Annotated in this window: 11 protein-coding genes, 1 tRNA gene and 1 pseudogene; 8 read left to right on the forward strand and 5 right to left on the reverse strand. The window is 64.0% G+C overall.

Annotation, left to right across the window (positions count from 1 at the left end):
• The first annotated feature begins 12 nt into the window (after positions 1–12).
• Positions 13–1,437 (forward strand): ATP-binding protein, encoded by a 1,425-nt coding sequence (locus AC5P99_RS09725; RefSeq protein WP_032953760.1) that lies wholly within the window; start codon positions 13–15, stop codon positions 1,435–1,437.
• Between the two features lie 85 nt (positions 1,438–1,522).
• Here AC5P99_RS09725 and AC5P99_RS09730 read toward each other — a convergent pair whose 3' ends face one another.
• Both AC5P99_RS09730 and AC5P99_RS09735 read right to left on the reverse strand, forming a co-directional pair.
• Positions 1,523–2,314, reverse strand: coding sequence for a M90 family metallopeptidase (locus AC5P99_RS09730; RefSeq protein WP_199174620.1), 792 nt, complete (start codon positions 2,312–2,314; stop codon positions 1,523–1,525).
• A complete protein-coding gene (locus AC5P99_RS09735) occupies positions 2,281–2,559 on the reverse strand; it encodes a hypothetical protein (protein WP_005407696.1) in 279 nt (92 codons plus the stop codon). Before AC5P99_RS09735 ends, AC5P99_RS09730 begins: the two co-directional genes overlap by 34 nt.
• Before the next feature lie 144 nt (positions 2,560–2,703).
• Between AC5P99_RS09735 and birA the strand changes: the two genes are divergently transcribed.
• The 5 genes from birA to AC5P99_RS09760 all read left to right on the forward strand — a co-directional run bounded on the left by birA (position 2,704) and on the right by AC5P99_RS09760 (position 6,774).
• Complete coding sequence (gene birA / locus AC5P99_RS09740) at positions 2,704–3,672, forward strand: bifunctional biotin--[acetyl-CoA-carboxylase] ligase/biotin operon repressor BirA (RefSeq protein WP_495213082.1); 969 nt, start codon at positions 2,704–2,706, stop codon at positions 3,670–3,672.
• Positions 3,669–4,400: a type III pantothenate kinase gene (locus AC5P99_RS09745; protein WP_049449480.1), complete on the forward strand. Its 732-nt coding sequence runs from the start codon at positions 3,669–3,671 to the stop codon at positions 4,398–4,400. Before birA ends, AC5P99_RS09745 begins: the two co-directional genes overlap by 4 nt.
• Positions 4,401–4,409: 9 nt before the next feature.
• Entirely contained in the window at positions 4,410–5,264 is an 855-nt protein-coding gene (locus AC5P99_RS09750) for an SPOR domain-containing protein (RefSeq protein ID WP_049449482.1), read from the forward strand.
• Between the two features lie 40 nt (positions 5,265–5,304).
• Positions 5,305–5,380: transfer RNA gene (locus AC5P99_RS09755), tRNA-Thr, on the forward strand.
• Between the two features lie 173 nt (positions 5,381–5,553).
• Entirely contained in the window at positions 5,554–6,774 is a 1,221-nt protein-coding gene (locus AC5P99_RS09760; RefSeq protein WP_495213083.1) for a tyrosine-type recombinase/integrase, read from the forward strand.
• Between the two features lie 277 nt (positions 6,775–7,051).
• Here AC5P99_RS09760 and AC5P99_RS09765 read toward each other — a convergent pair whose 3' ends face one another.
• Positions 7,052–7,963, reverse strand: coding sequence for a CPBP family intramembrane glutamic endopeptidase (locus AC5P99_RS09765; RefSeq protein ID WP_495213084.1), 912 nt, complete (start codon positions 7,961–7,963; stop codon positions 7,052–7,054).
• Between the two features lie 133 nt (positions 7,964–8,096).
• Between AC5P99_RS09765 and AC5P99_RS09770 the strand changes: the two are divergent.
• Positions 8,097–8,231, forward strand: a pseudogene (locus AC5P99_RS09770) (IS30 family transposase); the annotation flags it as partial.
• A gap of 195 nt (positions 8,232–8,426) precedes the next feature.
• On the opposite strand, the gene AC5P99_RS09775 reads toward AC5P99_RS09770, so the two are convergent.
• Positions 8,427–10,172, reverse strand: coding sequence for a YadA family autotransporter adhesin (locus AC5P99_RS09775; RefSeq protein WP_495213085.1), 1,746 nt, complete (start codon positions 10,170–10,172; stop codon positions 8,427–8,429).
• Positions 10,173–10,755: 583 nt separating this feature from the next.
• On the opposite strand from AC5P99_RS09775, the gene AC5P99_RS09780 reads away from it, so the two are divergent.
• Positions 10,756–10,887 carry a transposase gene (locus tag AC5P99_RS09780; RefSeq protein ID WP_495213086.1) on the forward strand — a complete coding sequence of 44 codons (132 nt, stop codon included), beginning with the start codon at positions 10,756–10,758 and terminating at the stop codon, positions 10,885–10,887.
• 563 nt (positions 10,888–11,450) lie between these two features.
• Here the strand turns inward: AC5P99_RS09780 and AC5P99_RS09785 are convergent.
• Positions 11,451–12,155, reverse strand: coding sequence for a hypothetical protein (locus AC5P99_RS09785; protein WP_495213087.1), 705 nt, complete (start codon positions 12,153–12,155; stop codon positions 11,451–11,453).
• Positions 12,156–12,302: the final 147 nt, after the last annotated feature.

Genomic DNA, 12,302 nt, shown 5'->3' on the forward strand with positions numbered 1-12,302 from the left:
GGCGAGACCATGATGTCCGGCCGTCTGTGGTTCTTCCGACGCTGGCGGCCGCGCTCCCTGCAGGCGCGCCAGATGCTTGCCGCGTCCGTGGGCCTGGTCGCGTTCCTGGCCCTGGCCGGTTACGCACTCGACGCCGCCTTCGCCGATACGGCGAAGGCGAACCTGCGTGAGCGCCTGAAGAACTACGCCACCGCGTACGCGGCCGGCATCGACTTCACCCGCGACCGCTCGCTGTACATCCGCGAGCAGCCGCCGGATTCGCGCTTCGACGTGCCGGGCAGTGGCCTGTACCTGCAGGTGGTGATGCCGCACGGCAAGGGCAATTCGATGTCCGCCGAAGGCCCGATGCTGCCCACCGTCGGCGGCGGCCTGCTGGCGCCACGCCAGGAAGTGTTCGAAGGCCCGCTGCCGATGATCCAGATCGACGGCAGCCAGGGCTCGGTGTACCGCTATGGCCTGGGCCTGGTGTGGGACGCCGACGCCGACCCGGCCACCGAATTCCCGTACACCATCTATGTGATGGAAGACTCGCGCGCGCTGGGCGCGCAGCTGCGCGTGTTCCGTGGCCGTGTCTGGTTCTACCTGGGCGGCATCGGCCTGATCCTGCTGCTGCTGCAGACCGTCATCCTGCAGTGGAGCCTGCGTCCGCTGCGTCGGGTGATCACCGAGCTGACCAAGGTGCAGCGCGGCGAGACCGAGCGCATGAGCGAGCGCCACCCGCGCGAGCTGGAACCGCTGACCGACAGCATCAACGCCTTCATTGAAAGCGAGCGCGAGAACCTCGAGCGCCAGCGCAATACCCTGGCCGACCTGGCACACAGCCTGAAGACGCCCATTGCGGTGCTGCGCACGCAGATGGACAGCGGCGCGGGCGATGGCGCGCTGCGCGAAGAACTGGACGTGCAGCTGCAGCGCATGAACAACCTGGTCTCCTACCAGCTGGCACGTGCTGCCTCGTCGGGCCACAAGCTGTTCTCCGCGCCGCTGCCGATCGAGTCCAACGCCGAGGAAATCGTACGTGGCCTGGAGAAGGTCTACGCCTCCAAGGGCGTGCTGTGCGAGTTCGACATCGATCCGGCCGCGCGCTTCCACGGCGAACCGGGCGACCTGCAGGAACTGCTTGGCAACCTGCTGGAAAACGCCTTCAAGTGGGCCAACCGCCGCGTGCTGCTGACCGCGCAGCCGCTGCCGGCACCGAACGCGCGCCGCGCTGGCCTGCTGCTGGCGGTGGACGACGATGGCCCGGGCATTGCCCCGGACGACATCGGCAAGGTGCTGCAGCGTGGCGTGCGTGGCGACGAGCGCGTGCAGGGCCACGGCATCGGCCTGTCGATCGTGCAGGACCTGATCAAGGATTACCGCGGCGAACTGGCCGTCGGCCGTTCCAGCGAACTGGGCGGCGCCCGTTTCGAAGTGCGTTTGCCGCCGGGGCCCTAAACCTCGTTGATCGGTAGTGCCGGCCGCTGGCCGGCAACCAAGCAATGCCATCGAAGATCATGAGGTTGCCGGCCAGCGGCCGGCACTACCGTGTTTCGATCGTCGGCGGCTCGCCGTAGAACCGCTGCAGCTGCGCGGCCACCTCCGGCAACGCCTGCTGCAGCAGATCCGGTGCCGAGAAGTGATACTCGCTGGCCACCGCGAAGAACTCTTCCGGCGCCTCGGCCGCGTACGGGTCGATCAACGTCTCCTCGCCGGCATCCACCTGCGCGCGGAAGGCGTCGTAGGAACGCTGGAAGGTGGCGGCCCACTCGCGCTGCCACTCGCGCGGCAGTGGCGGCGTGCCGTCCATCGCGCCATCCAGCGCATCCAGCTTGTGCACCATCTCGTGCACCGCCACGCAGTAGCCCTCGTGCGGCGTCGCCAGGTCGGCCTGCACATCGGCCCACGACAGGATCAACGGACCGCTGTCCCACGACTCGCCAATCAGTTCGTCATCCCACTCATGCAGTACGCCGGCCGCATCCATGTGGCTGCGATGTACGCGGAATGCATCGGGGTAGACGATCAGCTGCGACCAGCCTTCCAGACCCACCTTGCCGAACTCCAGCAGCGGCAGGCAGCACAGTGCCGCCAGCAGCACGCCATCGCCGGCATGCAGCTGCAGCTCGCCGATCGGCGTGATGGTCTTCTCGTGCAGGAAGCGCGTGGCCAGCAGGCGCAATCGCGCGCGGCGTTCGTCGTCCAGACCGTGCAGCCAGGCGGCGCGGCGGCAGGCCTCATTCCACAGTACATCGTCGATCGGCCGCGGCGCAGGCCGCAGCCACTGCAGCAACGACTTGATCAGCGGAACATTCCCGGCAGGTAGCTGTGCCACTTCGGTGCGCGGATGCGCTGCAGCACGTCGTCGTCGCTGCCACCGCCGCCCGTGCTGGTGCTGGCTGCCGGGCGGACCGGTGCCGGCTTGGTGGTGGCGGCCGAAGCGGTCGCGGTCGGTGCACGCTGCGAAGCGGCATCGCCGTTGGAGGACACGCAGGCGCCGCGGCTGTCGTCCAGCGCTGCCGTCGCAGACGCCGCGAAGGGCATCGTCAGCAGGATCAGGCAATGGGCATAACGGCGCATTGACGACATCCACGTTAAGGGAAGGTGAGTTCCCGATTCTAGCCCGAACCCGGCGCCCCGTTGGAAGCCCCCGCGGAACCCAGCGTGGCGGGCGCCGCTGGCGGCTTTCCCGCATAATTCCTTCCTGACTTCGTGGAAGCTGCCGTGGACGACCGCCAACTGCTGGCCAAACTCGCTGCCGGTCGCCTCTCCGGCGACGCCCTGGCCCGTGAGCTGGGCCAGACCCGGGCGGCCATTTGGAAGCGTATTCAAGGACTTAGAGCCGCCGGTGTAGACATCGAGGGCCGTGCAGGTGAGGGCTATGGCCTGACCCGCCCGGTCGACCTGCTGGACCCGGACGCGATCCGTGCCGGCCTGCCTGCCGGCGTCCAAGCCCTGCTGCACGACCTGCAGGTCGCCTGGACAGTGGACTCGACCAACGCCGAATTGCTGCGTTGCAGCGCGCCCCAGCGCGGGGTGAGCGTCCTGCTGGCCGAGCGCCAGACCGGCGGCCGCGGCCGTCGCGGCCGTACGTGGGCGTCGCCGCTGGCCGCGCATATCTACCTGTCGGTGCTGCGGCTGTTCTCCGGTGGCCTCGGTCGCCTGGCCGGGCTGAGCCTGGTGGCCGGCATCGCCGTGGCCGAAGCGCTGCACGACCTGGACTACACCCAGGCGCAGCTGAAGTGGCCGAACGACCTGATTGTCGATGGCAAGCGCAAGCTGGTCGGCCTGCTCGCAGAAGGCGGTGGCGAATACGCCGGCCCGGCGCGCGCGGTGATCGGCATCGGCATCAACACGCACATGCCGCCGTCCTTCGCCGAGCAGATCACCCAGCCGTGGGTGGACCTGGACACGCTGGCCGGCAAGCCGGTGGACCGCAACGCGGTGGTTGCTGCCGTGCTGGCACGCCTGCTGCCGGCACTGGAAGAATTCGATCGCGAAGGCCTCGCTCCGTTCCTGCCGCGCTACGCCGCGTTCGACATGCTGGCCGGTCGCGAAGTACGGGTGGAACTGGAAGGGCAGTGGCAGCACGGTACCGCGCTTGGCCTCGCCGATGACGGCGCACTGCGCGTGCGCATCGATGGCCGCGAGCGCCTGCTGCACGCCGGCGAAGTCAGCGTGAGGGCGGCATGAGCGATTGGTTGTTCGACCTCGGCAACTCGCGCTTCAAATTCGCGCCGTTGCAGGGCGACCGTGCCGGTGACGTGCAGGCCTGGGCGCATGGCGCCGAAGGCATGGCCGGACAGCCGCCGCACAGCCTGCCCAGCGGCACCACCGCGTTCGTGGCCAGCGTGGCCGCGCCGTCGCTGACCAGCGCCATGCTGGACCAGCTGCAGCGTCGCTTCGAGCACGTGCACGTGGTGCGTACCAGCGCCGAATGCGCCGGTGTGCGCATTGCCTATGCCAAGCCCGAAAAATTCGGTGTGGACCGCTTCCTGGCCCTGCTGGCTGCGGCCAAGGCGCAGCGCCCGGTGCTGGTGGTCGGGGTGGGCACCGCACTGACGATCGATCTGCTCGACGCCAACGGCCAGCACCACGGTGGCCGCATTTCCGCATCGCCCACCACCATGCGCGAAGCACTGCATGCCCGCGCGGTGCAGCTGCCGGCTACCGGCGGTGACTACAGCGAATTCGCCAATGACACCGCCGACGCGCTCGCCTCCGGCTGCGATGGTGCGGCCGTGGCACTGATCGAACGCAGCGCACAGCAGGCGCACACGCTGCTGGGCGTGGCACCGTCGCTGCTGGTGCATGGTGGCGGCGCACCGGCGCTGATGCCGTTGCTGCCCGGCGCGGATTACCACCCCTCGCTGGTGCTGGATGGCCTCGCCCGCTGGGCGGTGCACCAGCCCGCAGGCTAGTATCCGCGCATGCTGACCCGTGCCCTGATCGTCGTACTGGCCATCCTCAATCTTGGCGTCGCCTGCTGGTGGCTGCTGCGCGATGCGCCGCAGAAGCCTGCGCCGCCGCCGCAACCGGCCGGCGTGGCCGAGCTGCGCTGGGTGCCCGGTGGCGTGGATGCCGCTGCGGCCGCCGAAGCCACGGCCGCCGCGCCGACCGCGCCGTTGATGGAGCGCGAACCGGCGGAGAAGACCGCAGTGGCTGCGACGCCGGCGCCGGCTGTGCCGGCCAAGCCGGAAATTCCCAAGCCGCAGGTAGCTGAGGCTACGCCGGTTGCGGCCGCTGCCAAACCGGCAACACCGCCTGCACCGACCCCGACCCCGGCGCCGGAAAAGCCCGCAACCCCGCCCGCGGCCGCCGAGCCGCCGCGCTGCGTTGCGCTGGGCCCGTTCGCCGACCGCGCCGCCGCTACCAGTGCGCAGGGCAAGGCCAGCACGCTGCTCAGCCAGGTGCGCCTACGCGAACAGCCCGCTGCCAGCGGCAGTGCCCGTTACCGGGTGATGCTGCCGGCCGCCGCCAACCGCGAAGAAGCCCAGGCCACCGTGAAACGCATCGTCGCCGCTGGCCTGAGCGACTACTACATCATCAGCCAAGGCGAGGAGGCCAACGCCGTGGCGCTGGGCCAGTACCGCAACCGCGAAGGCGCCGAGCGGCGCATGGCGGCGGTGCAGGCCGCCGGCTTCCAGCCGCGCCTTGTCGCCAGCGGCGACGCCGGCCAGTGGTGGCTGGAAGGGCAGCTGGCGGCAGGCACGCAGCCGGCCCAGGCCCAGCAGCGCAGCGGGGCGGCACAGAGCCGGTCGCTGGAATGCGCAAGGTTGCGCTAGAATCCCCTGACCGCGGCGCTGCCGCCGGTGCATCCCCCATGCCGCTTTAGCTCAGTTGGTAGAGCAACTGTCTTGTAAACAGTAGGTCATCCGTTCGATTCGGATAAGCGGCACCATCTTCCGATCCACTGGCATCCGTAGATGTCCACGGTGCACAATCAACCCGCTGAAATTGCGGGTTTTTCTGTGCTTTTTTGTCCCCTGTCGTCCATGTGCATCCGCCCGCATAGGGGGTGCAATTGGGGGTACATGGGGGACTGAGCTAGATCGATAGGAGGATGTACCCCCAATGGCCCATAAGTCGTTGACGGATATGGCTGCAAGGAACGCAAAGGGCAGAGAGAAGCCCTACAAACTTGCAGCAGGAGCAGGTCTCTACCTGCAGGTCATGCCCAATGGGAATCGCTACTGGCGAATGAAGTACCGCCATGCGGGCAAGGAGAAGTTGCTCTCCATCGGGGTCTACCCGGAGGTGAGCCTGAAGGAGGCATGTGACAAGCGCGACGCCGCGCGCGCGCAGCTGCGAGACGGTAAGGATCCGTCCGAGGAGAAGCAGCTGGGCAAGCTGAAGGCCCAGCTGTCCGCAGATGGTCGTTTTGGAGCTGTGGCCCTTGAGTGGCTTGAGACAAGAGGAGACTTGGCAGAAAGCACACGGTCAAAGGCCAAGTGGATGCTTGAGACATACGCGTTCCCATGGTTGGGCAAGCGCGCAATCGAAGACATCAGCACTGCGGAGGTTCTGGCAGTTCTGCGCCGGCTTGAAGCCCAGGACAAGATTGAGTCGACCCAACGACTGCGCCAGATCTGCGGCCAAGTGTTTCGATACGCAGTGGCCACCGGTCGGCTTGATCGGGACCCTACTGCAGCTTTGCGAGGGGCCTTGAAGACCGCAAAGAACCGCCACTATGCCTCGATTACGGACCCTGCAAAGATTGGAGAGCTATTGCGGGCAATTGACGGATACACGGGACAGCTCACGACACTGTGCGCCCTCAGGTTCGCCCCGCTGGTGTTCACCCGTCCTGGCGAATTGAGGAAGGCAGAGTGGTCCGAGATCGACTTCGAGACTGGGCAATGGTGTATCCCGGCAGAGAAGATGAAGATGGGTGTCGCTCACATAGTCCCGCTATCAAAGCAGGCCTTGGCGGTCCTTCGTGAGCTTCACCCGGTGACCAGCAAGAGTCGTTACATCTTTCCCTCAGTGCGTAGCTTGCGGGATCCCATGAGCGAGAACACTATCAACGCGGCACTTCGCAGGCTGGGCTACGGGACTGACGACATGACAGGCCATGGCTTCCGGAGCATGGCGTCCACCCTCCTGCACGAGATGGGTTGGACCTCAGATGCAATCGAGCGGCAATTGGCTCATGCGGAGCGAAATCCAATCAAAGCAGCCTATAACCGTGCTGAGCATCTTCCAGAGCGACGTCGGATGATGCAGGCATGGGCTGACTACCTGGACAAGCTGAAGTCTGGGGCGAAGAAGCCGCACTTGCTGGCGGTTGCGTAAGCACGACGACTTGCAGGTAATCGCTAGCTACCAAGTCCCGAGGTGTTCTGCCGCCTCTTTCGCGGCGGCTCTAGCAGCCGGGATGTCCGCTACCGGCCAAGACCAGTCGTCGCAAAACCAAGCCGAAGGCGAGCACCCGCTGCCTGCGTATGTGCTTGCACATACGTCCTGCGCGCCGCCGAAAACCCGGAGGTTGGCTCAACCCTCTTGAGATCGGCGCACTGACCGCCAGCGCCGGCAGGGGCCGGGACGGAAAGATGCCGCCTGGCCAGCGGCGTTACCTAGTGACCGACGGGAAGTTGTGAGCTCCTCGCGTCTTTCGCCACTGGATCCACGCGATCGCGGCAAGGAAGAAAACACTGCAGAGGTAACTACCTTCCGGCCCTTGAGCGCCACCGGTGAGGGTGTCCAGCCCTTGCGGGCGCAGCGCCACCAGCAGTGCCGGCAAGTGCGCATCCATGCCGGTGACGGGCAGCTCGTAGCCCGTCGTGAGCAACCAGTTCCACCCCGCGTGCCAGCCCATCACGCCCCAGATATTGCCGGTCCACAGCGCCCAGGCGCAGGCGAAAAGTGAGAACAGGAACGTGCTGAGCATGACCAGGGGCGGCTGGTGCGGACTGAAATGCAGGAAGCAGAAAACGAGCGACACCAGCAGCACTGCCACCGTGACATTAGTCTTGCGCGCCACCACCGACAGCATCCAGCCGCGGAAGATGGCCTCCTCCACGCTCGCCTGGAAAATGAAACCCAATAGCAGCAGACCGATGTGCAGCAGACTGACGGGCGACCGCCAGGCCGGCCCCAAGTCCGCCGCCTGCATGCCGCCAGCCATCCAGATCGCGGCTACGACCAGCGCGATCGTGCAGAATCCAACGGCCAGTCCGTGCAGGAAGGTTTTCAGTGGCGACGGACCGGTCAGCCCGATACTCGCCAGCGAGCGCCCTTCGACGAAGCGTAGCCAGGCGAGCACGGCCGCCAGCGTCGGCGCGAAGCCAATCCACAGCAGCGCATTCAAGCCAGCGAGGCCGATCGGATCGCCGCGCGGCGTCGACCAATGCTTCGACTGCATCCACCCGTCCAGCACGATCACCGGTACCGCGTTGAACAGGATCATCAGGATCGGCGTCAGCCAGGCCCAAGGCAGCCAGCCGCGGGCCGGATCGGGCGAATAGAGGGTAACGGGGGTCATGCGGGGCTCCAGGTCGACGTGATCGCCGCTGCAAGTTGCCACCCGCGCGGGGGCGCGGCAACTCGCTTGCGACCAAGCCACAGAAGCCGCCGATGAATCACCCGGATTGCCGACGAGTTGGCGCTGAGTCGAGATCCGCACCGCGCGCCGACTGCCCAGCGAGCTCTACAAATCTCTGACGTGGGACCGGGCAAAGGAGATGGCCGACCATCGCCGCTTCACTCTCGCCAAGGACATCCACGTCTACTTCTGCGACCCGCAGCATCCTTAGCAGCGCATCCCCGTTTGTTGGCCAGAATGCAACTGGAGTCTTTAGTCGTGGACTGCAAATCTCCAAAACTACTGACTCGCCCTCCAGGGCTAGGCGTTCATATGGGAGAGCTTGTTTGGGCATAGCACAGACAGGGCCCTCATCCATAAGGGCCGCTTCAACGTCAACTTGCCTCGTTCCTGAAGCTGCTTTTCACCACTGAATGCCTGCGCCGGCTCCGATCCCGAAATCACCGCGGCTGTTGTGGCTGCCTTGCATTTTCAACACGAATTTTCCATCCTCCGTGACACGCGACGCGCCGATGGAGATCGCCGATTCGCCCTCGTACGACGAGATGCCCACTGCAGCCATGTTCTTACCTGGCGTATACGCCTGCGGCATGCTGGCCATCGCCATTGCAGAAGCTACGCCGCCGCGGTAACCACGGTCGATGGAATGGATGCCATCCCTCACCTCGCGGAACCGATCGTCCGTATAGGTCTGCGCCTGCTGCAAAGTCTGCTGCATTCCACTGCTCAGTTGTTCAACATTTACTGCATCATTCGCCCGCGTGCCAGCGGCCACGTTGGTGATCTGACGCTGCTGCGTGGCATTGCCCACCGAGACGGTGTTCTCGCGATCTGAGATCGACTTGCTACCGAGCGCCACCGAATTTTCCGCAATGGCTTGGGATTGGTTGCCAAGGGCAACGCTGTTGTCGCCAAGTGCTGCGGCGCCGGCACCCCCCGCAGCCGAATTGGCTCCGGCTGCAACCGGAAGTGAACGATTGTCATCGCTTGCCTGGAACATCCCGCCGCCTTCGACAGGAGCGGGAATTACAGGAAGATCCGTGCCGGCCTGCATGGCCGTCTCGACCGAATCCACCCTGTCGCTAAGGCGACCAATCGCCTGGTGCGCAGCGTAGAGCTGGCTTCCATTCACAGCATCCGTGCTGCTGCCGTTGACCTGGCCGGCTGCCACGTTCGAGATCTGGCGGGCAGCGCCTGCAGAACCAACGCTCATGACACCGACCGGGACAGCTCCCGCGTAGGTATACGAGATTCCGCCGAGCTGCGTTCCAGGCGTCCCAATAGCGCTGCCCGCGATGGCGCCAGCGCCGATCGCAATGGCGTTGTCGGACTCAACGATGGCATTGGTACCGATAGAGACGGAATTGCTGATGGAACGTACGATCGGATTGCCGCTTGCATCGGTCAAGGTGCCTGCGTTGTTGCCGATGGAAACGTTGTCGTCGCCACTCAGGGCCATGCCTGCTTCATGGCCGGTCGCAACGTTACGGGAGCCCACAACCCCATAGCCAGCAGTTGTACCAGTAGCAATATTGCTGTCGCCAATGCTCAGCGCGCCCGCAAACACACCAGAGGACACGTTCTGATCGCCTTGCGAGCGCTGCCCCGCATAAGCGCCGATGGAAGTATTTTGATCACCCCTCGTGAAGAAATTGGTGGCCATGCCAATGGACACATTCATCTCGCCCGCCGTATTTGCGCCAGCGTTGGTCGGCCCGAAAGCTGTGTTCCTTGTCCCAACGCTGTTGGCACCCGCAGAATGGCCCACGTACGCACTTTCCGTACCGGTGGAGTTGTAACCTGCTTGGCTTCCAATAGCGATGCCATCCTTGCCAGTAGTAGCCTGCGTACCAATCGCAATCCCGCTGGCACCCGACGCGACCGCTTTACTGCCAATCGCTACGGTTGAGCCAGCGCTAGCAATACTGTTGTTGCCCAGGGCGATGCTATTGGCTCCTGATGCATTGGCGTTCTCACCGCAGGCCCATGCGGTATCTACCGCGACAGGGCTGACCTTGAAGTCTGGATCGGATTCGCACACCGCCGCTGCTGCCGTAGTGGCGAAGGCGCCGGACAGCAGTGCGGCTGCCATATACTGTGCCGTCTTGGACGGCGTAAGGTTTGGCGGTTTTTTGGTCTTGGAGGTCATGTGGTTGAACTCATTATTTAGAGGGCGAAGTTGTTGAGCCTTGCGACTGGCAAAGGCTCCCCTGTGCTGTCACCCTGAAAGGTGGCGCGTCAGTTGGGAGTTTTGTATCGATGGATCGACCTGATCCCGCAGGACCAGGCGCCGCAACTACGCGGTCTAGAATGTTTCCAGCAGCAGATGCTGCTTCGTGTATTGAGATGGTTTGGGCATCCATGCCCTAAGCCGTCAACGCTGTTTGCCTGCTGCAGAAGGGGAATTTCTACGGCACACTTCCTTGTCCACAGCGATGATTAAGGCTCGCTCGCCAAGGCTGGGGATTTTGCTTGACCGCATCCTTTGCAGAATTTCATGCTGCGGATGACACTATGACGAGCATCCATGCCTAGTGGAATCAGACGTTTCCTATTTCCCACCCTCATGAATGAGGCAAGTGCGTGAGATCAAGTATCTCCAATGGTGTTGCCGATAGGCCTAACCGTGTCGTGACCCATGCATAACACGCTCCCGAAAAACCAGGTCGGCATACGGCATAAAGTACAGACTTCGCCGCGCGGGGGGGCCATGGCTCGCGAGTAATCAGGCGATGAAGGACCTCCGTTTTGCCGAGGAGCAGATTGCGTATGCGCTCAAGCAGGTCGAGCTGGGCATGGCGATCGGCGAGAAGTGCTGCAAGATGCGCGTCGCGCAGGCGGCGTTCTACTTGTGGCACATGTAGTACGGTGGCATCGGTCCCTCCGAGCTCAAGCGCTTATGTCTGCCGGAAGAGGAAGACCGCAAGCTCGAGCAGTTGGTGGCCGGCCTGAACCTCGACAAAGTGATGCTGCGGTAAGTGGCCACAAAGAAGCTCTGAGGCCGGCCCAGAAGCGCGCCTGGCGGAGCAGCTGCACGAGCGATTTGTTAGCAATGAGTAGCGTGCGCTGCAGATCGCGTCGATGCCGCGCTCGGCGCTTCGCTGCACGGCCAAGGCGTAACAGCAGCGTTATCCGCCGACGGAAAATGCGATGGCGGAAATTTTCAATGGCCGACTGCAGCCGGCTGATGGCCGTGCCATTGGGAGTTGGTCACCGTGATACAAGTAGCTCTGAATTCGGGCGCAATGTGAAACAGACGTCCATTCGACAGGGTTGTGTTCCTACGGACAAGGTCCCCGCCGGAAAGTGCCTCGCGCTCCCCGATGACGACTAGATAGGGCTTGTCCGGCTCGAAGATTGACCAGGAAAATGCCGGAGTCTTTCCGGCGACGCCATAGGCTTCAGCGACTAGCCTGTTACACCAACATCAGAAGCTGTACTCCAAACCCATTCCCGGCCCTTGCATTCGTGCATCAAAGACGAAGCCTTGGCTGGTGGTGTAATCAGTGGATAGCCATCGATAACCCGCAGCGATCGAAAGGTGCTCGGTTGCACGGTAGCCAGAGACCAGCATCACATCCGTGGACAGATTCGAGTCGCCGGCGCCGGCGAGCACCCAGCCACCGACGAAAAGCTGATTGGAAAAGATGTGGCGGGCCTTGATGCCGATCTGTGCATCCACCCATCCATGGCTCTGTTCGCCAACATAACTTTGCGGGACGGGCGGGGGCGTGGGCAGCGGAGCAGAATAGGCCATGCGCATCCGCACCTGCCAGATTCGTACCCCGGCTATGAGGTCCGTTGTGGTCGCCGCGTCCTCATGCAATCCGTAGCGGGCAGCCAACAGCGTGCTGTAGTGGCGCGTAGCTAGGTGCACTGGCAATGCAAATCGACCCTGGGGCACGTTGAGGACCGTGCTGGATCGGCTGTACTGACCATCCAGTAGAAGGCCATAGCGTCCCTTTTGCGCCTCAAACATGCCCATGCCACCCAGCTCGAGATCGTCCAACGTCTCGCTGAAGCTCTTCGAGCCGTGAAGTGTGAGTGGCAGACGCTCATGCGAGAAGCGCCCCTCGGTCGCCGTTGCCCAAAGATATGGAGCGACCCGAAAGGACCATCCACTGGCGTCCATTGCGCCCTGGTTTGCACTCTGCGCTTGAGCCAAGCACGGTGCAGCTGAGAGTGCGCCGATCAGGATGATTCGACTAGGGTTCATGGATCGCTCTCAGGATTCAAATACTGAAAATGTAGCGCCGAGCATCAGCCAATAGTGGTTTCC

Source organism: Stenotrophomonas sp. YJH_SMC_80, from assembly GCF_059372495.1.

Excerpts from the sequence above, each read along its gene's own strand:
- AC5P99_RS09760 (WP_495213083.1), top strand. The coding sequence starts at position 5,554 with ATGGCCCATAAGTCGTTGACGGATATGGCTGCAAGGAACGCAAAGGGC.
- AC5P99_RS09780 (WP_495213086.1), top strand. The coding sequence starts at position 10,756 with ATGAAGGACCTCCGTTTTGCCGAGGAGCAGATTGCGTATGCGCTCAAG.
- AC5P99_RS09735 (WP_005407696.1), bottom strand. The coding sequence starts at position 2,559 with ATGCGCCGTTATGCCCATTGCCTGATCCTGCTGACGATGCCCTTCGCG.
- AC5P99_RS09750 (WP_049449482.1), top strand. The coding sequence starts at position 4,410 with ATGCTGACCCGTGCCCTGATCGTCGTACTGGCCATCCTCAATCTTGGC.
- AC5P99_RS09765 (WP_495213084.1), bottom strand. The coding sequence starts at position 7,963 with ATGACCCCCGTTACCCTCTATTCGCCCGATCCGGCCCGCGGCTGGCTG.
- AC5P99_RS09725 (WP_032953760.1), top strand. The coding sequence starts at position 13 with ATGTCCGGCCGTCTGTGGTTCTTCCGACGCTGGCGGCCGCGCTCCCTG.
- AC5P99_RS09785 (WP_495213087.1), bottom strand. The coding sequence starts at position 12,155 with ATGGACGCCAGTGGATGGTCCTTTCGGGTCGCTCCATATCTTTGGGCA.
- AC5P99_RS09745 (WP_049449480.1), top strand. The coding sequence starts at position 3,669 with ATGAGCGATTGGTTGTTCGACCTCGGCAACTCGCGCTTCAAATTCGCG.
- AC5P99_RS09775 (WP_495213085.1), bottom strand. The coding sequence starts at position 10,172 with ATGACCTCCAAGACCAAAAAACCGCCAAACCTTACGCCGTCCAAGACG.